The organism is Lysobacterales bacterium, from assembly GCA_016703225.1.
Classification (GTDB): domain Bacteria; phylum Pseudomonadota; class Gammaproteobacteria; order Xanthomonadales; family Ahniellaceae; genus JADKHK01.
On sequence record JADJCM010000001.1, the window covers coordinates 1,465,098 to 1,486,758 of the forward strand.

The window sequence follows — 21,661 nt, forward strand, 5'->3', positions numbered from 1 at the left end:
AGGGGAATCGTACAGTGGGCAATTTCACGCATAAGCCTGTGGTTCGTGGTTTCACCTCCGTATCGGCACTCGCGCTCGCCATCGCGGCCAGCACCTCGTTTGCCGCCGAACGCCCCGACCTGCACCAGCAGGACATCAAGGCGCTCAACCAGCAGTACGCAAAGATTGCGGCCGAACTCGGACGCAGCGCCCGCGCCGAAGATCGGCATGCGGAAATGCTCGGATTGACTGCAGCATCGACGCTGCGCGTGCTCGAAAAGTCCGTCGATGCCGACGGCACCACGCACTATCGTTATCAGCAGCTCTATCGTGGAATCCCGGTGTTCGGTGAGCAGGTCGTTGTCTCCGAAGCCAAGAGTGGCCAGGTCAAGAATCTGTTCGGACGCGCCGTGCACGGCCTCGACCGCGAAATCGGTGCGTTTGCCAAGACGCGTCTCGACGAGTCGCGCGCCCTCGACCTCGGCAAGCGCGCTGCGCTTGGCAAGCGTCTCGCCGGTGCGCTGATCGAGCGCGAGAGCGCGCAGCGCGTGGTGTTCCTTGATGACGATGGCAACGCCTCGCTGGCATTCCTCACCGAAGTGCTGTCCGACAAGGCTGGTGGCGGCGCTCCGAGCCGCATGTTCACCATCCTCGACGCCAACACCGGCAAGGTGCTGAAGCAGTGGGATGCGCTCGCGCATGCGCTGGTCGGCACCGGTCCCGGCGGCAACACCAAGACCGGCCAGTACGAATACGGCACCACCTACGGCTACAACGATGTCGCCCAGAGCGGCACCTCGTGCACGATGAACAACGCCAACGTCAAGACCATCAACTTGAACGGTGGCACCTCGGGCACGACCGCGTTCGCCTACACCTGCCCGCGCAACACCGTGAAGACGATCAATGGCGCGTACTCGCCGCTGAATGACGCCCATTACTTCGGCGGCGTCATCTACAACATGTACCAGAGCTACATCTCCAAGGCGCCGCTGACCTTCCAGCTGCAGATGAAGGTGCACTACAGCTCGAACTACGAGAATGCGTTCTGGAACGGCACCGCGATGACCTTCGGCGACGGCGCCAGCACCTTCTACCCGCTGGTCTCGCTGGATGTCTCCTCGCACGAGGTCTCGCACGGGTTCACCGAGCAGAACTCGAACCTGACCTACTCGGGCATGTCCGGCGGCATGAATGAAGCCTATTCCGACATGGCCGGCGAAGCCGCCGAGTTCTTCATGAAGGGCAGCAACGACTGGAAGGTCGGCGCTGACATCTTCAAGGGCACCGGCGCGCTGCGCTACATGAACAACCCGCCGCAGGACGGCAAGTCGATCGACAACGCCGCGAACTTCACCAGTTCGATGGACGTGCATTACTCGTCGGGCGTCTACAACAAGGCGTTCTACCTGCTCGCCACCAAGACCGGCTGGACCACGAAGAAGGCCTTCCAGGTCTTTGCCCGTGCCAACGACCTGTACTGGACTTCGAGCAGCACCTTCAACCAGGGTGCCTGCGGCGTCGAGACGGCCGCGACCGACCTTGGCTTCACCAAGGCCGACGTGACCGCGGCGTTCACCTCGGTGGGCGTGTCCTGCGCGACGACCCCGCCGCCGTCGGGTGGTGGCGTGCTGACCAATGGCGTGGCCAAGACCGGCCAGTCGGCCGCGACCGGCGCCTCGCTGAACTACACGCTGGTGGTGCCCGCGGGCGCGACCAACCTGAAGTTCGTGACTTCGGGCGGAACCGGTGACGCCGACCTGTACGTCAAGTTCGGCAGCGCCCCGACCACAACCAGCTATACCTGCAAGTCCGATGGCGGCACCAACGCCGAAACCTGCAACATCGCGACCGCCTCGGCCGGCACGTACTATGTGATGGTCAAGGCCTACGCGGCGTTCTCGGGCATGAGCATCACCGGCAGCTACAGCACCGGCGGTGGCGGTTCGACGCAGACCTACAGCAACACCACCGACTACAACATCGGCGACAACACCACGGTCGACTCCCCGATCACGGTCAGCGGCCGCAGCGGCAACGCTCCGTCTTCGACCTCGGTCTCGGTGAACATCGTACACACCTACCAGGGTGACCTGAAGGTGGACCTGGTCGCTCCCGATGGCACCCTGTACAACATCCACAACCGCACCGGTTCGGGCACGGACAATGTCATCAAGACGGTGAACTTGAACCTGTCGTCGGAAACCATCAACGGCACCTGGAAGCTGCGTGTCAACGACAACGCGGGTGGCGACACCGGCTACATCAACAGCTGGTCGATCACCATGTAATTGCAGTACCGGTCGAAGCCCCCTGTCGCAGCCGCGGCGGGGGGCTTCGCTTTGCGGGCGATCCCCGCGCCGTGACGCAACATCCAAGGCCACACCGCCGATGATGTCCACAGTCAGCCAGGCCAGCTCAAAGACCGGTTTGCGGCACCGACGCTCCGGGCGCGGCGTGCTGTGCTCCGGCATGGCTCTGCTGGCGGCCTGCGCCACGAATGAGTCGAAGCCAAGCAAGAGTGTCGGGACCGAAATTGCACCGGTCGCGGTCACGCTCGAACCGATCCGTCAGGATCTCGAATTCAAGCTCGAAGCCGGGCAACCGGTGCACATCGACAACCCCTACGGCGGCGTGTTCCTGCGCTTCGGTGGCTACGAGCACCAGCTGGGTCTGCACACCACCCTGCAACAGCCGGCACAGGCGCCGGTGATCCGATTCGAACCGCGCAGCATCGACGGCCGCTTCGAGATCGCGCCGCGCCTGCCCGAGGGCGACGCGCTCGCGGCCGGCCAGCGCTTCGATCTGGTGGCGTACATCCCGCAGCGGCATGCGGTCACGGTGCGCACCCTGGCGGGCAGCATCGAGAGTCGCGGCGTGCAGTCCGATATCGCGTTGCGCTCGGACAGCGGCGATTTGGCGGTGCGCGGCAACGAGGGCCTGGTCCAGGCCGAGACCGGCGCCGGCAGCATCGAAGCGGCGTTCGCGGGTGTGGCGACCGCAGGTTCGCGTCAGCGGCTGGCGACGACCACCGGAACGATCATCGTCGGCGTGACCGACGCCCTCGCCGCGGAAGTGCGCCTGGCAACTTCAGCGCCGTTCACCACCGACTACTCGCTCGACGTCGTGCACCACGGCGGCGCCGAGCCCAACAAGAGCGCGCAGGCGCGCATCGGCAAGGTCGATGCAGCGGCACCCGCGTTGCTCGAACTGCACAGCCTGCGCGGCGACATCCGCCTGCTGCGGCGTGCGGTGTACATCGATGTCCCGGTTGCTCCACCCGCGCCTTCCGGCTGATCCACGAAGGCAACGCAACACGCAGCACGAGAAGCGAATACACGCTCAGACACATCCACTCTTGGGGAGTTAGGGAATGAATGTTTCACGCAACTTGAAAGCGGTCGCGATGGCACTGCTGTTGCCGTTTGCCGCCAATGCCAATCCACCGCAGGTAGGCGAGCCGGTGACGCCGCAGAGTTTCAGTGGCGATATCCGCAACCTGCCGACCGCCGCACCTTGGGCGCCGGGCATGCTCATCCGCGAAGCGCACAAACGCCAGTACCGCGCGCCCGATGCGCGCGCGCCGCACGCGCCGGCGAACAAGCCGACCAAGCCCGACGGCCTGCCCGAACTGCAGCAGATGTGGGACGAGAGCAATGCCCGCAGCCTCGGCGCCACCAATGCCGGCGGCCACGTCAGCATCAACAACGGCTCGACCGGCGTCAGCCCGGGCGACCCGGTGGTCGAAGTCGGCCCCAGCCACATCCTGTATGGCGTAAATGGTTCGAGCGGCACCACCTTCACTGTGTACGACAAGGCCGGCACCAAGCTCGCCGGCCCGACCACGTTCAAGTCGTTGGCCACCGCCGGCAGCGCCTGCGCTACCTCGGTGTCCGATCCGATCATCATGTTTGATCGCATCGCCAACCGCTGGTTCATGCTGGAAATGGGCGGTTCGAGTTCCACGCCCTACCTGTGCACCTACGTCTCCAAGACCAGCGACCCGGTCAGCGGCGGCTGGTGGTACTACGGCTTCTCGGCACCGAGCACGCCTGACTACCCGCACTGCGGCATCTGGAACAACGCTTACGTCTGCGGTGACAACGAGGGCAATGCCCAGGTCAGCGTTTACGCGTTCGACCGCGAGCGCATGCTGCTTGGCCAGACTGCGCGTGCGGCCCAGCGCTTCGCCTCGGTGCCGAAACTGGCGGGCTATGGCTTCCAGATCCTGACGCCGGCGACCTTCTACGGCACCACCGCGATCCCGGCTGGCAGCAAGCAGATCCTCGCCCGTCACAACGACGACGAAGCGCATGCCGGCACCGGTGCGAATGGCAGCGCCGACTACATCGACCTGTACTCGATGAACATCGACTGGACCACGCCGGCGAACAGCGGCATCACTACGCTGCCGCGCGTTGCCATCACCGAGTTCAACAGCTGGTTTACCAACTACTCGACCTTCGCGACCGTGCCGCAGCCCGGTTCGACCTCGAAGCTCGACCCGATCCGCGAAGTGATCCTGAACCAGCTCATGTACCGCAACATGGGTACGCATGAAGCCATCATCGGCACCTTCGCGACCAACCAGAACAGCGCGCGTACCGGCACCGTCGTCGATTCCGGCATCCGCTGGTTCGAACTGCGCAAGTCCGGCACCGGCAACTGGGCGCTGCATCAGGAAGGCACCTACAGCCCGGGCGACACCAGCACGCACCACCTGCTCGGCACCGTCGCGATGGACAAGAACGGCAACATCGGCATGGCCTACAACGTCACCAAGACCACTTCGCCGACCGTGTACGCCTCGCTGCGCTACACCGGCCGCTCGCCGGCCGACGCTTCCGGCGTGATGTCGCTGGGTGAGAACGAAGTTGCGACCGGCTCCGCCGCCGAAACCTCGGGTCGCTGGGGCGACTACTACCAGATGACTGTCGATCCGGCCGATGACTGCACCTTCTACCTGGTCGGCTCGTATCGTCCCTCGGGTTCGTGGAATACCCGCATCGCCGACTTCAAGTTCAGCAACTGCGGCACCACCGGCACCACCTACTCGATCTCGGGCACCATCGCCAATGGCTCCGGCGTGGGCATCGCCAACGTCAGCGTCAGCAATGGCTCGTCCAGCACCACCACCAACAGCAGCGGCGCCTACACACTGGCCAATCTCGCCAACGCCACCTACACCATCACGCCCACGCTCTCCGGCTACAGCTTCTCGCCGGTGAACCGCAGCGTGGTCGTGAACGGCGCCAACGTGACTGGCCAGAACTTCACCGGCACCGCGACCACGACGACGTACTCGATCTCGGGCACGATCACCACCAGCACCGGAACCGGCATCAACGGCGTCAGCGTCAGCACCGGCTCGGCCAGTGCCACCACCAACAGCAGCGGCGCCTACACCATCGCCAATCTCGCCAACGGCACCTACACGGTGACGCCGTCGCTCGCCGGTTACACCTTCTCGCCGGTCAATCGAGCCGTCACCATCAGCAGCGCCAACCAGACCGCGCAGAACTTCACCGGCAGCGTCATCACCAGCAACGTGCTGAGCAAGGGCGTTGCGGTGACCGGGCTCGGTGCCAGCACCGGCAATTCGCTGAACTACACGATGGTGGTGCCCGCGGGCGCGACCAACCTGACGTTCACGATGTCCGGCGGTACCGGCGATGCCGATCTGTACGTGAAGTTCGGCGCTGCGCCGGACGACACCGTGTACGACTGCCGTCCGTACAAGTCCGGCAATGCCGAAACCTGCACCTTCGCGGCGCCCTCGTCCGGCACCTACTACGTCCGCATCAAGGCCTACTCGACCTTCTCCGGTGTCAGCATCGTCGGCAACTACAGCACCGGTGGCGGCACCCGCCAGACCTACAGCAACACCACCGACTACAACATCGGCGACAACACCACGGTGGACTCGCCGATCACGGTCAGCGGTCGCAGCGGCAATGCCTGGACCGACACCTCGGTCTCGGTGAACATCGTGCACACCTACCAGGGCGACCTGAAGGTGGACCTGGTGGCACCGGATGGCACCCTCTACAACATCCACAACCGCACCGGGTCGGGCACTGACAACGTCATCAAGACGGTGTCCCTGAATCTGTCCTCCGAGGTGATCAATGGGACCTGGAAGCTGCGGGTGAACGACAACGCCGCCGGCGACGTCGGCTACATCAACAGCTGGTCGATCACGATGTGATCGACGCAACACCGCTAGCTTGAACCATGCACAACCCCGGCTCGTCCGGGGTTGTGTCTTTCGGGACTTTGAAGGAGTAGTTCACATGCAACTGCTGCACCCGATTCCGTTCGCCACCTTGTTCGCCGCGCTGCTCGCGTTCGCACCAGCCGGTCGTGCCCTCAACCACCTCGACAGTGGCGCTGAACCTGCCCCTGATCCCATGGCCGCGGCGTTCATCGTCACCTCCAGCGACATCTACCAGAGCGACCTGCAGGCCCTCGTCGGCAACGGCAAGGGCATCGGCGTGCGCGACAGCATCGGCACGCCGTTGGTGCTGGCGGAGGTGCGCGAATATCAGCTCGAACCGATCAGTCGTGCCATCCACGAGAAGCGCAAGCGCTGTGGCGGCTTCTTCGCGTTCGCCACGCGCGCCGAGGCCGAGGCCTTCCTGCGCGGCGAGGCTTCGCTGCAGGCGGCGCACGCCAAGCTGGTCAGCTACACCATCGACAACCAGACCACGGTCAATCCCTGGTTGTCGCAGGCGAGCGAGGCCAATATCCGCGGCACCATCACCACGCTGTCCGGGAACACCAACCGCTACTACACCAGCAGTACCGGCAAGACCTCGGCGGAGTGGATCCGCTCGCGCTGGCAGACCCTGGCCGGAACGCGCAGCGATGTCAGCACCGAGTTGTCCACCTGCAGCAACTGCTCGACGCAACCCTCGGTGATCCTGACCGTGAACGGCAACGAGCTGCCCGGCGAGATCCTCGTGCTCGGTGCACATCTCGACTCGATCAACACCAACGGTGGCGGCAGCAACACCCAGGTCGCGCCGGGCGCCGACGACGACGCCTCGGGCGTGGCCACGCTGACCGAGATCATCCGCATCGCGCTGGCCGGCGGCTGGAAACCGAAGCGCACGGTCAAGTTCATGGCTTATGCCGCTGAAGAAGTCGGGCTGCGTGGATCGAACGCGATTGCGCAGTCGTTCAAGACCGCCGGCAAGAACGTGGTCGGCGTGCTGCAGCTCGACATGACCAACTACAAGTCCGGCTCGGTTGCCGACATGCAGCTGATCACCGACTACTCGAACGCCGAGATGAAGACCTTCCTGACCAATCTGTTCGACACCTATCTGGCGCCGAGCGGGTTGACCCGAAGCAGTTACACCTGCGGCTACGGTTGTTCCGACCATGCCTCGTGGACCAGCGCCGGCTACCCGGCGGCGATGATGTTCGAGGCCGGCAGCGGCAGCGGCTACAACCCGAACATCCATGGCCCCAACGACACCCTCGCGAACATGGCCAACTCGGCCGCGAACAGTGTCAAGTTCGCCAAGCTCGGCCTCGCCTTCCTCGGCGAGCTCGGCAAGACCACGGGCGGCGGTGGCGGCAATCAGCCGCCGGTGGCGAACTTCAGCGTGGCCACTTCGGGGCTGACGGCAACCTTCACCGACAGCTCCAGCGACAGCGACGGCAGCATTGCCAGCCGCAGCTGGAACTTCGGCGACGGCAGCAGCAGCACCGCGACCCACCCGAGCAAGACCTACGCGACCGGCGGCAGCTACAACGTCACCCTGACCGTCACCGACAACGCCGGCGCCAGCGCAAGCAAGACCAGCGCGGTCACGGTGTCCTCGGGCACCGCGCTGATCCTGAGCAAGGGCGTGCCGGTCAACAACCTCTCGGCCGCCACCGGTGCCAGCGTCAACTACGTGATGAATGTGCCGGCGGGCGCCAGCAACCTGACGTTCACCATGTCCGGTGGCAGCGGCGACGCCGACCTGTACGTGAAGTTCGGCTCGGCGCCGACCGATACGAGTTACGACTGCCGCCCGTACAAGTCCGGCAATGCCGAAACCTGCACCTTCGCGACGCCGTCCACGGGCACGTATTACGTGCGCATGAAGGCGTATTCGGCGTTCTCGGGCGTCAGCATCGTCGGCAATTACAGCACCGGCACGCCGCCGCAAACGCAGACCTACAGCAACGCCACCGACTACCAAATCCGCGACAACACCACGGTCGATTCGCCGATCACGATCAGCGGTCGCAGCGGCAATGCGCCGAGCACGGCGTCGGTCACGGTGGCGATCGTGCACACCTACCAGGGCGACCTGAAGGTCGACCTGGTCGCACCCGATGGCACGCTCTACAACCTCCACAACCGCACCGGTTCGGGCACCGACAACATCAACAAGACGATGACCCTGAACCTGTCTTCGGAGTTGTTGAACGGCACCTGGAAGCTGCGCGTGAACGACAACGGTGCAGGCGACACCGGCTACATCAACAGCTGGTCGATCACGATGTAGCGCCGCTGCAGGCGTTCGACCCCGCGAAGGCCTCGGCGAACCCGGGGCCTTCGTTGTTCAGGCGCCGCGCAGGCCGCGCCCGGCGAGTGCCGCACGCAAGGGGTCGAGCAAGGCACCATAGTCGCTGGTGCGGGCGGTATCGCGGCGCAATGGCTGACGCACCTGGGCGGCGCTGGCGGTGCGCACGCTGCGTTCGGCACTCGCGTAGTCGAGGCAGCGCGCGTCGAAGTCTAGGCCACACGACGCGAGCAGCGCGCGCAACTGTGGCTCGGGCTCGGCGACCAAGGCCTCGTAGTGCTGCACGTGCACCTGCTGCGGATCACTGCCCCGCCACGCATCGAGTGCGCGTTCGCACAGTTGCAGGTAGGCGGCGATGTCGGCGAAGTCGCAGGAGAAATGCGGCAACTGGTAGAACTGCTGCTTGAAGCATGACCATGCGGTTTCGAGCGGATCGCGGCGCATGTCGATGATGTGCGCTCCCGGCAGCATCGCGCGCAGGACGCCGACGTGCTTCCAGTTGTCCGGCTGTTTGTCGCTGTGGCGCGGCTTGCGCGTCCGCCAGCGCGCGGTGCGCTTCAGGTACTCGCGGCCGAGGCGCAGCCAGTCCTGCGCGCTTGCCTTCGCGATCCACTCCGGATAGGGCTGTCGACGGCGCTGCGATTCGGCCTGCAGCACATCGCCGAGATCGTCGAGTTCGCTTGCCCCTTCGACATTGGGGTGCGCGGCGAGCATCTGTTCGAGCAAGGTCGAGCCCGATCGCGGCAGGCCGACGATGAAGATCACCTCCGCCCCGAACTTCGGGTTCGGCGGCTTCGGCAGTTGCCGGGTGAGCGCGAGCACGCGTTCCACGTACTGGCGCAGCGCAGCTTCACTCCAGGGCGCGCGCCGGCGCAGCCAGGCATTGGCCTGCACAAGTGCGGCGTAGGCTTCGGCTGCATGACCGTGGTCTTCCTCGACCTTGCCCAGGGCGAAGCCGATCGCTATTCGGTCGTTCTCGCTGGTGTCGGAGCTGTGCAGCAGTGCGAGCAACTGCTCGCGGTCGGCATCGGTGAGCGGCTGTGTCTTGATGTTGGCGAGTCCGCGCCAGGCATCGCCGCAGGCCGGATGCACCGTCAGCGCCGCGCGATAGGCCGCCGTCGCTGCGTCGAAGCGACCCAGATGCACCAGGGCATCGGCAAGCAGGATGCGCGCCGGCAGGAACCGGGCATCGACCGCAACCGCCTGGGTGAGCACCTGCACCGCCGACTCGCTCTCGCCGCGCAACTGGTGCTGGCGTCCGAGATTGAACCAGGGCATGGCCTGTTCCGGTGCAAGCGCGGCTGCGCGACGCCAACTGCTCATCGCTGCGTCGATTTCGCCGAGCGCTGCCTGGGCGTTGCCGAGGTCGCTGTGGATCAGGCCATCGTCAGCGCGCAGCGCAAGCGCGCGGCGCAACGCGTTCACCGCATCTGCCGGCCTGCGCGAGACGCTGTGCAGGATCCCGAGCAAGCGCCAGGCTTCCGGATGCCCTCGATGGCGGGCGACGACCGCATCGAGGTGCATGCGCGCCGACTCGCCGGCACCGTCGCGGATCGCACGCGCGGCTGCTTCCAGCTGGGCGACAGCGTCTGCGGGCAGACCGTGCGTGCGGCCACGACCGGCGGTAGCGGAGTCGGACACGAAAATGGATGCTCGGCGGCTGCGAAGCGCCGATCATAACCGTGAGCATCGCGGGTCGGGTGGCGCCGTGTCATGCGCCTGGCCGCCGCGTGCGCCTCAGTCCGCAAGCAACCGAGTGGGCAACCAGGTTGCAAGTTGCGGCCACAGGCACATGATCAGCAGCATCAGCACCTGCAAGGCGATGAACGGCACCGCGCCGCGGTAAATATCGGCGGTGCGCAGGGTCGGCGGAGCGACGCCACGCAGATAGAACAGCGCGAAGCCGAACGGTGGTGTGAGAAAGCTGGTCTGCAGGTTCACCGCGAACAGTACGCCGAGCCAGACCGGGTCGATGCCGAGCGCGAGCAGTGGCGGTGCGGTCAGCGGCACGACCACGAAGATGATCTCGATGAAGTCGATGACGAAGCCGAGCAGGAACATCACCAGGCAGACGAAGAACAACGCGCCCCACTTGCCGCCGGGCAGGTCGGTGAGCAATCCGTGTACCGCGTCGTCGCCGCCGAAGCCGCGGAACACCAGCGAGAACAGCGCCGCGCCGATCAGGATCAGGAACACCATGCTGCTCACCAGCACGGTCTGCTGCATCACCTCGCGCAGGCGGGCCAGGCTCAATTCGCGGCCGAGTAGACCGAACAGCATCGCACCGACGGCGCCGACCGCGGCGGCCTCGGAAGGCGTGGCGATGCCGTACAGGATCGAACCGAGCACCGCGAGGATCAGCAGCAACGGCGCCGCCAGCGCCTGGAGCAGGTCGGTGGGGCCGATCGCTGCGCGTTCGCTGGCGGGAATCGCCGGCGCGCGTTCGGGATGGCGCCAGGCGGTCCACAGGATGTAGACCAGATACAACGCGACCAGCGCCATTCCGGGCAGCAGCGCGCCACTGAACAGGTCGCCGACTGCGACCGTTTTCGGCGCGTAGATGCCTTGTTTCAACTGCGCCTGCTGGTAGGCATTCGAGAGCACGTCGCCGAGCAGCACCAGCACCACCGACGGTGGAATGATCTGGCCGAGGGTGCCGGCAGCGCAGATGGTGCCGCTGGCGAGGCGCGCGTCGTAGCCATAGCGCAGCATGGTCGGCAGCGCGATCAGGCCCATCGTGGTCACGGTCGCGCCGACGATGCCGGTGGAGGCGGCGAGCACCGCGCCGACCAGCATCACCGACACCGCGAGCCCGCCGCGCAGACCGCCGAACAATGCGCCCATGGTCAGCAGCAGCTTCTCGGCGATGCGCGCGCGCTCCAGCATCACGCCCATGAACACGAACAGCGGCACCGCCAGTAGGGTGTCGTTGCTCATGGTGCCGAACACGCGATTCGGCAGCGCTTCGAGAAACACCGGGTCGAAGGCGCCGAGCGCGGTGCCGATGGCGGCGAAGATCAGGCCGACGCCGGCCAGCGTCATTGCCACCGGATAGCCGAGCATCAACGCGGCGCAGAGCCCGAGGAACATCAGGATGGCCCAGCCGCCGCCGCTCATGGCCCGACCCCCGGCGCATGCGCGGGCGATTCGCTGCCCGTGCGCAGGCGCTGCCATGCCGCCACCGCCTGGGCGATGCCTTGCAGCCCGAGCAACGCAGCGGCGATCGGAATCAGCGTCTTCAACAGGAACACGCCGGGCAGGCCGCCGGGTTCACGCGAGCCCTCGCGCACCGACCAGGCCATGGCGACGTAGTCGAGGCTGACCCAGAGCAGGAACGTGCAGAATGGCAACAGCAGCAGCAGCGTGCCGATCAGGTCGGCAAGCGCGCGACCGCGCGGCGTCAGGCGCTGGTAGACGAGGTCGACGCGCACGTGCGCGTCGCGCTTGAGGGTGAACGCGGCACCGAGCAGGAACACCATGCTGTGCAACCACAGCGTGGTTTCCTGGGCGGCGATCGATCCGAGCGAGAACGCGTAGCGAGCGGCTACCAGCGCGAACACCAGCAGCACCAGCAGCAAGGTCAGCCACGCCAGCGCTCGCCCGATCCACTCGTTCAGCGCGTCGATGCGCGCGCACGCCGCCTGCAGGAAACGCATCGTCTCAGCTGATGTCGATCGAGAAATGGTGGCTGGTGATGGCCATGCGCTGGCCCAGGTAGAACGCGTGCGCGGCGTGGCGATGCACGCCGGAGTCGAGGTGCAGGGCCTCGCACTTCAGGCGCTTGGCCTCGCGGTAGAGCCAGGCGAACAGCAGCTTGCCGTAGCCCTTGTCGCGCGACTCGGCGGTGGTCACGAAATCATCGACGTACATCGTCGGCCCGCACACCAGGAAGGTCATCAGCCGATAGCCGGCCACGGCCTTGACTTGGTCGCCATCCCACAGTGCCGCGATCTCGTAGCCTTCCTTGCGCTGGGTGGCGACTGCGGCCAGGAAGGAATCGAGATCGAGATGCTGGCGCAACTCGCGCATCACCGGGAACGCGGCCTTGAGTGCGCTGATCGAATTCGACTTGCGGATCGTCACCGTGCTTTCGTGCCGAGCCATTTCAGTCCCACTCGTACAGCGTGTAGTAGACCGCGCGCACCGGGCCGTCCTCGCCTTCGTACTCGAGGCGACCGTTGCCGTCGGTGTCGAGATAGGTGTAAGGCACGCCGCGCTCGGGCACGACGCGGATCATGTACAGCTGCGATCCGTGCCGGTATTCCTCGATCAGCGCACCCTTGACGTTGCGGATGGTAACCGTCGGTGGCGGTTCCTCGGGCGGCTGCGCCTTCTCCGGTAGTGGCGGATCGCTCGGACGTGGCGCATCCGCGACCTTGGTCGGCGCGGCTTCGGCTTGGGTGGCAGGCTTGGCGTCGGGCTTGTCGGTCGTGGCGGGCGCCGCGGCCAGGACGATCGGCAGCGGCAGGGCGAGTGCGAGGATCAAGGTCAGGATGCGCATGGCGGCTAGCTTATCAGCGCCTTGGTGCGTCCGCGGCCGCGAGCATGGCTTCCAGTTCGTCGAGACGATAGGCCGCGAGCAGGGCGCGCATCTGCGCTGCGAGATCATGGTCGCGCGCCTCGATCTCGGCGGCCGTGGCGAGCGCGCGCTCGGTGTCGCCGAGCGCGAGCGCGTGGCGCATGGTTGCGATCCACGGCGCCGGCAACCCTTGCAGGCGGTCCTGGACAGGGGCGGCGGCCGCTGCCGCTGCCGCTGTCGTCGCGGCGGGCTCGCCGTCATCGTCGTGCAGGTAGCGCACCCCGAGGTGCTCGGCCATGCGCGCGAAGATCCGCGATTCGCGGCACGGCTTTGACAGGAAATCGTCGCAGCCGCTTGCCAGGATCTCGGCACGCTGGTGCTCCAGCGCGCTCGCGGACAACGCCAGGATGACCACGCGCTCGCGGCCGCCACGCTGTTCCTCGGCGCGGATACGGCGCGCGACTTCGGTGCCGTCCATGCCCGGCATGCGCTTGTCGAGCCAGATCAGCTGCGGCCGCCAGTCGCGCCAAAGCTGCAGCGCCTCCCCGCCATCCGCGGCGGTGCGCACCTCGAAGCCGACGGCGCCGAGCAGGCCGGCGAGCAAGGCGCGGTTGTCATCGTGGTCGTCGACCACCAGCACGCGTTGCGCTGCCTGTCCGGGAGCCAGCGCACGCACGCGCCGACGATCACCGCGTTCCGACAGCGGCGCATCGCCGGCGCTTGCCGCGAGGGTGATCGATAGCGTGAAGACGCTGCCCTGCCCCGGCGTGCTTTGCACCTCGATGTCGCCGTCCATCATGCGTGCGAGGTCGCGCGACAACGCCAGCCCGAGCCCGGCCCCTTCCTTCGCGGCGCGTCCGCTTTCGGCCTGCACGAAGGGCTCGAACAGCTGGCCGATTTCCTGCGCGGCGATGCCGGGGCCGGTGTCCTCGACCACGAACTGGGCACGCCCCTGCGCCCAGCTCGCGCGCAAGGTAACGCCGCCGTGCGCGGTGAACTTGACCGCGTTGCCGAGCAGGTTCAACAGCACCTGGCTGAGCTTGCGTGCGTCGCCCTCGACCGCGCGTGGAAGTTCATCGAGCTCGATGCGCAGCCAGAGGTCCTTGGCCTCGGCGCGCATGCGCATCAACTCGGCGACGTTGTCGAGCAGCGCACGCAGGTCGAAGGTGGAGGTCTCCAGCGCCATCGCGCCAGCTTCGATGCGCGACAGCGACAGCACATCGTTGATCAGGTCGAGCAGATGCTCGCCGCTGCGCAGGATGGTGCCCAGGTGACGGTGGTCTTCGGACGAGCGGCTCGGTGTGCGTTCCATCAACTGCGCGAAGCCGAGCACCGCATTCAGCGGCGTGCGCAGCTCGTGGCTCATGTTGGCGAGGAACACGGTCTTGGCGCGATTCGCCTCTTCGGCGCGCGCACGCTGGGTGTCGGCGGCGTGGCGTTCGTCCTCGGCGCGGGTGCGTGCCTCCTCGAGCTGGCGGTTGCGGGTCTGCAGCTCGCCGGTGCGCAATGCCACCGTGGCCTCGAGCTCGTGCTTCTCGGCCTCGACCCGTGCCAGTCGCCAGCGCAGCAGCAGGCGACCGAGCAAGAGCGCGAGCACGGCATAGCCGAGCCAGGCCCAGGTGCTGCGATACCACGGCGGCAGCACCCGGAAGCGGTACTCGGCTTCGCGGCTGACGACGCCATCGAGATCGCGCGCGCGCACCCGGAAGCGATAGTTGCCCTCGTGCAGGTTGGTGTATTCGCGGAAGCCCTCGCGACTCCATCCGGACCAGTCGCGGTCGTTGCCTTCGAGCCACACTTGGAAACTGGCGTCGTCGGCGGCGCCGAAGCCGGGTGCGGCGAAATCGAAGCGCAGGCCGTGATCGGCGAACGCCAGCGTCGCCAGCGCCACCGCGCCGGCACCGCCCTGCAGGACGCGGCCGTCGGCGAGCACGCTGACCTGTCGCAGTAGCGCGGCGTAATCCGCGCGCGCAGCGGGCGGCGGTCCCGGATCGTGCCGCACCAGGCCATCGCTGCCGCCAAACCAGACCACGCCATCGGCATCGACGAACACGATCTCGATCTGGCTTCCGGACAGCGCACGCAGTGTCTGTGGCGCCCAGTGGTAGCGACCCGCGGCATCGTGGCGTGCGACTCCGGCCTCGTACCAGCCGCGGGTTTCGTCGAGCGTCTGCATCCAGAGGCTGCCATCGCTGCTCTCCGCCGCACGTTGCACGATCCTTCGCGGACCCTCCGCGAACAGCCCGGCGAAGGCCGGGTCGGGTGCGAAGCGCGCGTTGCCCTCATCGAAACGGTAGATGCCGCGGTTCGTACTCCAACGCGTGGCCCCGCCGATGCGCTGCACGTAGTTGTCGTCCAGCGCCGGCAGGCCGTGCTCGACGCCGAAACGCTCGACCGTGGGCGTGGCAGCGGCGAAGCGCAGCCGCAGCACGCCGCTGTTCCAGGTGCCGACCCAGAGCGAGTCTTCTCCGGCGCCGGCGAAGGAGCTGACCTCGGCGCTGATACCGGGGATGCGGCCTTCGTCGATCCAGTGTTCGTTCTCAAGGCGCAGCGACGCGAAGCCGTCCCACAACCCGACCAGTACGCGCGCGGGATTTCCGGGCCAGGCGTGCAGGGCCATGGTCGTGCCGGTACCGCCGGACTGCAGCTGCAGCGCTTCGTCGCCGCGCACCTCGAAGGTGCCTTCGTTGTTGCCCGCGAGCAGGCGCGTGCCGACCGACAGCAATGCATAGGTCTGGCCGCGTATACCTCGGATCGGCGTGAAGTGCGGGTCTGATCCGGGTTCGAGACGGAACAGGCCCTGGCCGGTGCCGACGTACAGGCGCCCGCCATGCCGATGCAAGGACAGCACGCCGCCGGGCAGGCCGGAGCGTTCGTCGAAGCGGCTGAGCGAAGCGCGTGTCTCGATCCGGCTCAGGCCACGGTCGAGACCGAGCCAGAGCCCGCCCTGGCGATCGACGCACATGGCGTAGACGGTGTCGTCCTGCAGCCCGAGCGGCTTATCGATGCGGCCGCGCGAGGTTCCGTCGGCAGCGAGGAAACGCACGCCGCCCTGGATCGTACCGAGGGCGATACGACCGTCTTCGAGCAGCGCGCCGCTGTACAGCAGATCGCTGGCGAGCTCGGCGTCGATCGCGGTCGGATGCGCACGCAACCCGCCGCCATCGAGCACGAACAGCCCCGAGCCGCGGCTGCCGATCAGCACGCCGTCTTCGCCGAAGGGCAGCATGGCGTCGACGCGCTCTTCGGCGAAGCGCGCGCCGCCGGCGACCAGTTGCAGTTCGTCACCGACCAGTTCGAGCAGGCCGCGGCCGCGCTCGCGGATGAAGATGCGGTCGCGTACCTGGAAGCCGCGGTGAAATGCGCTCTTCGGGCTCCACACCCTGACCTGGTCACCGGCGATGCGGATCAGGCGTGCATAGGTGGCGTAGTAGACGCCGTCGCCGCGCACGAAGATGTGGTGCACGTCGTCGAAGCCGAGTGCGGAGGGTGGCAGGCGGTCGAGCACCGACACGTAGTGCATGCGGCCCGCTGCATCCGGCTCCAGGTAGCCGATCTCGCGCAGGCCGCCGACATGCACGCGGCCTGCGCCATCGACCGCAAGCGCGCGCGCGATCGAACGGTTTGTGGTCCGGATCAGGCGCCAGCGCAGGCCGTCGAACTCGAGCACGCCATCCTCGGTGCCGGCGTAGATCAGACCGCGCTGATCCTGGGTCACCGCCCACACCTGGCTGTGCGCGCCGTATTCGCGCGGCGTGAAGTTGCGCAGCAGCGGCTGCCCGAGTTCGGCGCGCTCGGCTGCCGGCGACGAGTACGCGGCAGTCGCGACCAGCACCAGCGCGAGCATCGCCAACCAGCGGAATGCGAAGCGGATGGGCATGCGTCACCGAGTCCAGGGAGCGCCGATCATAGCCCGCGTGCGCGCGCCGTCGCGACCGCCACGCGTGTTAGTCTCGCCTCCCCTTGCGTTGTCCCAGGAACGCGCCGATGCAAGCCACTTCCGCGCCCGCCACGATTCAGCGGGCGGACATTCTGGTGGTCGACGACAACCCCGCGAACATCGAGCTGCTGGTCGCCATCCTCGGCAGCCACGGGTATCGCTGCCGCGTCGCCAATAGTGGCGCGCGCGCAATGGTTGCCGCCGCCGCCGACGTGCCCGACCTGGTCATGCTCGACATCGCCATGCCTGGCATGGATGGCTACGAGGTGTGCCGACAACTGAAGGCGCAGCCGGCCACCGCGGCGGTGCCGGTGATCTTCCTGTCGGCGCTGAACGGCGCCATCGACAAGGTGCAGGCGTTCGGTGCCGGCGGCGCCGACTACATCGGCAAGCCGTTCCAGATCGAGGAAGTGCTGGTGCGCGTCGAGAACCAGGTGCGCATCGCGCGCATGCAGCGCGAGGTTGGCGAGCGCAACGCCGAGCTGGCGCGACTGAACGCCGAACTGCTCGAAGCGACGCAGCGGCTCGAACTCAGCAACGCGCAGCTGCGCCAGCTCTCGGAGCGCGACGGCCTCACCGGCGTCGCCAATCGCCGCCTGTTCGACGGCAGCTTGCTCGAAGTCTGGTCGCAGGCGCGGAACGAGGGGCGGACGCCAGCACTGATCCTGCTCGATATCGATCACTTCAAGGAATACAACGATGCCCGCGGCCACCTCGCCGGCGACGACTGCCTCAAGCGCGTGGCCGGTGCGCTGGAAGCGGAAGCCGCAGCCGCCGGTGCCCTGGTCGCGCGCTACGGCGGCGAGGAGTTCGCGGTGCTGATCGACGACTCGCAGCGCACCGACCCGGCACTGCTCGCCGAGGCGCTGCGGGCACGCGTGGAGTTAGAGGCCTTGTCGCATCCGCGCTCGGCGGCAGCGCCGGTGGTCACGGTCAGCGTTGGCTACGCCGCGCTCGCCGCAAGCGCGAAACTGGAACCAGCGCTGCTGATCGACGCCGCCGATCGCGCCCTGTACCGCGCCAAGTCCGACGGCCGCAATCGCGTCCGCGGCTGAGCGCGGCGGAGAGCACGATGTCCAGACTGATCCTCATCGACGGCTCCGCCTATCTGTTCCGCGCCTTCCATGCCTTGCCGCCGCTGAGCAATGCCCAGGGCGAGCCGACCGGTGCCTTGTTCGGCGTGGTCAACATGCTGCGCCAGCACCTGGCGCAGAAGCCCGAATACCTGGCTTTCGTGATGGATGCCGGCGGCAAGAACTTCCGCCACGAGCGCTACCCCGACTACAAGGCGAACAGGCCGCCGATGCCGGACGACTTGCGCGCGCAGATCGAACCGCTGATGCAGATCGTGCAGGCGCTCGGCGTGCCCTTGCTGCGCGTGCCCGGGGTCGAGGCCGACGACGTGATCGGCACGCTTGCGAAGCAGGCCGAGGGCAACGGCGTCGACGTCGTCGTGTCCACCGGCGACAAGGACCTGGCGCAGCTGGTCAGCGACAAGGTCACGCTGGTCAACACCATGACCAACTCGCGGCTCGATCCTGCCGGCGTGGTCGCGAAGTTCGGCGTGCGTCCGGACCAGATCGTCGACTACCTGGCCCTGATGGGCGACAAGGTCGACAACATTCCGGGCGTCGAGAAATGCGGCGAGAAGACCGCGGCGAAGTGGCTCGGCGAATACGGCTCGCTGGCGGGCGTGATCGAACATGCCGGTGAGGTCGGCGGCAAGATCGGCGAGAACCTGCGCGCGGCGATGGAGCGCCTGCCGCTGTCGCAGGAACTGGCGACGGTGAAGACCGATCTCGCACTTGCGCAGAGGCCGCAAGACCTGGTGCGTGCCGCGCCCGACATCGACGCGCTGCGCACTCTGTACACGCGTTACGGCTTCCGCGCCGCGTTGCAGGACCTGGAGGCGAATGGTGCTGCCGCGGTCGATCGCGCGCCACCGCGTGCCGCGCGCGCGCCGGTTGCGATCGTCGCCGCCACCCGCGAGGACGAAGCGCTGGATGCGGCGCTGGCGACGAAGGGTCGTTATGTCTGCATCCGCGAACGCGACGAGTTTCAGCATTGGCTGCAGCGCCTGCGCGCAGCCGGCAGCTTCGCCTTCGACACCGAGACCAGCAGCCTGGACGCGCACCAGGCCGAGATCGTTGGATTGTCGTTCGCGATCGAAGCCGGTGAGGCTGCCTACGTGCCGCTTGCACATCGTTATCCAGGCGTGCCGCAGCAGCTCGATCGCGACGAAGCCCTGGCCCTGATCAAGCCGCTGCTCGAAGACCCATCGCTCGCGAAAATCGGCCAGCACGGCAAGTACGACATGCACGTGCTCGCGAATTACGCCATCGCGCTGCGCGGCTATCGCCACGACAGCATGCTCGCGTCCTACGTCTGGAACTCGACCGCGACGCGCCACGACATGGACTCGCTGGCGCAGAAATATCTCGGCTACCAGACCATCAAGTACGAAGCGGTGGCCGGCAAGGGCGTCAAGCAGATCGGCTTTGCCGATGTCGATCTGGACACGGCGACGAACTATGCCGCCGAGGACGCCGACATCACCCTGCGCCTGCACCAGGTGCTGCAGGCGAAGCTCGCGAGCGTGCCGGCGCTCAAGCGCGTCTATGACGAGATCGAGATGCCGTTGGTGCCGGTGCTCGCACGCATGGAGGCGCGCGGGATCCTGATCGACGCGCAGCGCCTGCGTGAACAGACGCAGGTGCTGCGCCGGCGCATGCATGAGATCGCGACCCGCGCGCAGGCGCTGGTCGGGCACAGCTTCAGCCTGGACTCGCCCAAGCAGTTGCAGGCGGTGCTGTACGACGAGTTGAAGCTGCCGGTGCTGGCCAAGACCCCGACCGGCCAACCCTCGACCAACGAGGACGCGATCTCGGATCTGGCCGAGCAACACGAGCTACCGCGCCTGATCCTCGACTACCGCGGCGCCGCCAAGCTCGCCAATACCTACACCGAGAAGCTGCCGGGCCAGATCAATCCGCGCACAGGCCGCGTGCACACCTCGTTCCACCAGGCGACGGCGCAGACCGGGCGCCTGTCCTCGACCGATCCGAACCTGCAGAACATCCCGATCCGCACCGAGGATGGTCGCCGCATCCGCAGCGCTTTCATCGCCGCGCCCGGCTTCGTTCTGGTCGCGGCCGACTATTCGCAGATCGAGCTGCGCATCATGGCCCACCTGTCCGGCGACGAAGGCCTGCTGCGCGCGTTTCGAGACGGCATCGACGTGCATCGCGCGACCGCGGCGGAAGTGTTCGGAGTCGCGGCGGATGCAGTCAGCAGCGACCAGCGGCGCGCTGCCAAGGCGATCAACTTCGGGCTGATGTACGGCATGTCGGCGTTCGGGCTCGCAAAGCAGATCGGCGTCGGCCGTGGCGAGGCGCAGGACTACGTCAACCGCTACTTCCAGCGCTATCCGGGCGTGCGCGCGTTCATGGACGATATCCGCGAACGCGCGCGCCGCGACGGCTACGTCGAAACCGTGTTCGGGCGGCGCCTCTACTTGAACGAGATCCACTCGCGCAATGCCGCGCAACGCGCCGGCGCCGAGCGCGCTGCGATCAACGCGCCGATGCAGGGCACGGCGGCCGACGTGATCAAGCGCGCGATGCTCGCGGTCGATGCCTGGCTCGGCGGCCGCGACGACGCGCGCATGCTGTTGCAGGTGCATGACGAACTGGTGTTCGAGGTTCGACCGGGTGCGGTCGAGGAACTCAGCGCCGGTCTGCGCGAACGCATGATGGCTGCGGCCGAGCTGCGCGTGCCGCTGGAAGTCGGCATCGGCGCCGGCGCCAACTGGGACGAGGCGCACTGAGCGCACGTCGCGGCCCGCGAAACGCAGTCTTCGCGCCGCTGTCACGGCGATGAACCGTTTCTGAATTCGGGACCTTTGGCATGCGAACTTTGCGTCCCGCGTCCGGATCATAGACCCCGGATCGCGTCCCCCAACGCATCCGTTCACTCCCATCCCCTGAGTGAACTGAAAGCAGGCCCTTACTCCCCAGTTCGGCCTGCGACCCCAGCCCCGGGTGTGCCCCCAAGCGCCCGGGGCTTTCTTTTGGGCGAAATTCCGGCTCGCGAAGTGCTAGAGTTTTTTCGGTCTACAGGCGCAGATGCAGCGCGACACGAGGTCGGATCATGGAGTGGCGAAACCGGATTGGCAGTGATCCCGAAGTGCTGGTGGGCAAGCCAGTAGTCCGCGGCACGCGGATCTCTGTCGAGTTGATTGTCGGCTGGCTGGCGAACGGTTGGAGCTATGAGCAGATACTCGCCTCCTACCCGCAATTGGTGCGGGACGACATCCTCGCGGCACTGGCCTTCGCCGAGGAGATGATGCGTGAAGAACGCTATGTTGCCGCGCACAAGGCGGTGGCGTGAAGCCGCCGCTGATCGCTAACGAAAATGTTCCTGCGCCATCCGTGGCTTTGCTGCGAGCACGGGGTATCGACGTACTCGCAGGTGATGACGGTGTTGGACGATGCCGAGCGGATGCGGGGCCATCTGGTGGTTGTCGGAGAATCCGGCCTGCGTTTGCGGCCACTGCCCGCGGTGTTCGCGTAGCCCGGGCTTGCCGGTATCGACGCCGCGGTGGCCTACAACGACGGCTTCGATGCGCGTACCCTTCGCGAACTGACGGAAATCGTCCCCAACACGCCGTATTGATCGAGAAAACCTGACATGAATGAT

The 21,661-nt window shown here is 66.8% G+C and carries 13 protein-coding genes; 7 read left to right on the forward strand and 6 right to left on the reverse strand.

Annotation, left to right across the window (positions count from 1 at the left end):
• Positions 1-38: 38 nt before the first annotated feature.
• From IPG63_06345 to IPG63_06360, 4 genes are all read left to right on the forward strand, one after another.
• Entirely contained in the window at positions 39-2,270 is a 2,232-nt protein-coding gene (locus tag IPG63_06345) for a M4 family metallopeptidase (GenBank protein ID MBK6726870.1), read from the forward strand.
• A 181-nt stretch (positions 2,271-2,451) separates the two neighbouring features.
• Positions 2,452-3,276 carry a hypothetical protein gene (locus tag IPG63_06350; GenBank protein MBK6726871.1) on the forward strand — a complete coding sequence of 275 codons (825 nt, stop codon included), beginning with the start codon at positions 2,452-2,454 and terminating at the stop codon, positions 3,274-3,276.
• Between the two features lie 76 nt (positions 3,277-3,352).
• Entirely contained in the window at positions 3,353-6,187 is a 2,835-nt protein-coding gene (locus IPG63_06355; GenBank protein MBK6726872.1) for a proprotein convertase P-domain-containing protein, read from the forward strand.
• Between the two features lie 85 nt (positions 6,188-6,272).
• On the forward strand, positions 6,273-8,486 hold the full coding sequence (locus tag IPG63_06360; protein MBK6726873.1) for a M20/M25/M40 family metallo-hydrolase: 2,214 nt from the start codon (positions 6,273-6,275) through the stop codon (positions 8,484-8,486).
• Positions 8,487-8,543: 57 nt separating this feature from the next.
• Here the strand turns inward: IPG63_06360 and IPG63_06365 are convergent, their stop codons facing one another.
• The 6 genes from IPG63_06365 to IPG63_06390 form a co-directional block, all read right to left on the reverse strand.
• Positions 8,544-10,028 carry a sulfotransferase gene (locus tag IPG63_06365; protein MBK6726874.1) on the reverse strand — a complete coding sequence of 495 codons (1,485 nt, stop codon included), beginning with the start codon at positions 10,026-10,028 and terminating at the stop codon, positions 8,544-8,546.
• 213 nt (positions 10,029-10,241) lie between these two features.
• Positions 10,242-11,621, reverse strand: coding sequence for a TRAP transporter large permease subunit (locus IPG63_06370; protein ID MBK6726875.1), 1,380 nt, complete (start codon positions 11,619-11,621; stop codon positions 10,242-10,244).
• On the reverse strand, positions 11,618-12,160 hold the full coding sequence (locus tag IPG63_06375) for a TRAP transporter small permease subunit (GenBank protein ID MBK6726876.1): 543 nt from the start codon (positions 12,158-12,160) through the stop codon (positions 11,618-11,620). Before IPG63_06375 ends, IPG63_06370 begins: the two co-directional genes overlap by 4 nt.
• A 4-nt stretch (positions 12,161-12,164) precedes the next feature.
• Positions 12,165-12,608, reverse strand: a complete 444-nt coding sequence (locus tag IPG63_06380) for a GNAT family N-acetyltransferase (GenBank protein MBK6726877.1) — start codon at positions 12,606-12,608, stop codon at positions 12,165-12,167.
• Between the two features lies 1 nt (position 12,609).
• Entirely contained in the window at positions 12,610-13,005 is a 396-nt protein-coding gene (locus IPG63_06385) for a DUF2782 domain-containing protein (protein ID MBK6726878.1), read from the reverse strand.
• Between the two features lie 13 nt (positions 13,006-13,018).
• Positions 13,019-16,903, reverse strand: coding sequence for a response regulator (locus tag IPG63_06390; GenBank protein MBK6726879.1), 3,885 nt, complete (start codon positions 16,901-16,903; stop codon positions 13,019-13,021).
• Positions 16,904-17,010: 107 nt separating this feature from the next.
• Here IPG63_06390 and IPG63_06395 point away from each other — a divergent pair, with 107 nt between their 5' ends.
• The 3 genes from IPG63_06395 to IPG63_06405 all read left to right on the forward strand — a co-directional run bounded on the left by IPG63_06395 (position 17,011) and on the right by IPG63_06405 (position 21,352).
• The gene (locus tag IPG63_06395; protein ID MBK6726880.1) at positions 17,011-18,018 is read left to right on the forward strand and encodes a diguanylate cyclase; all 1,008 of its coding nucleotides are present in this window, start codon (positions 17,011-17,013) and stop codon (positions 18,016-18,018) included.
• 17 nt (positions 18,019-18,035) lie between these two features.
• Positions 18,036-20,789: a DNA polymerase I gene (polA, locus tag IPG63_06400; GenBank protein ID MBK6726881.1), complete on the forward strand. Its 2,754-nt coding sequence runs from the start codon at positions 18,036-18,038 to the stop codon at positions 20,787-20,789.
• 323 nt (positions 20,790-21,112) lie between these two features.
• The gene (locus IPG63_06405; protein ID MBK6726882.1) at positions 21,113-21,352 is read left to right on the forward strand and encodes a DUF433 domain-containing protein; all 240 of its coding nucleotides are present in this window, start codon (positions 21,113-21,115) and stop codon (positions 21,350-21,352) included.
• The last annotated feature ends 309 nt before the right edge of the window (positions 21,353-21,661 follow it).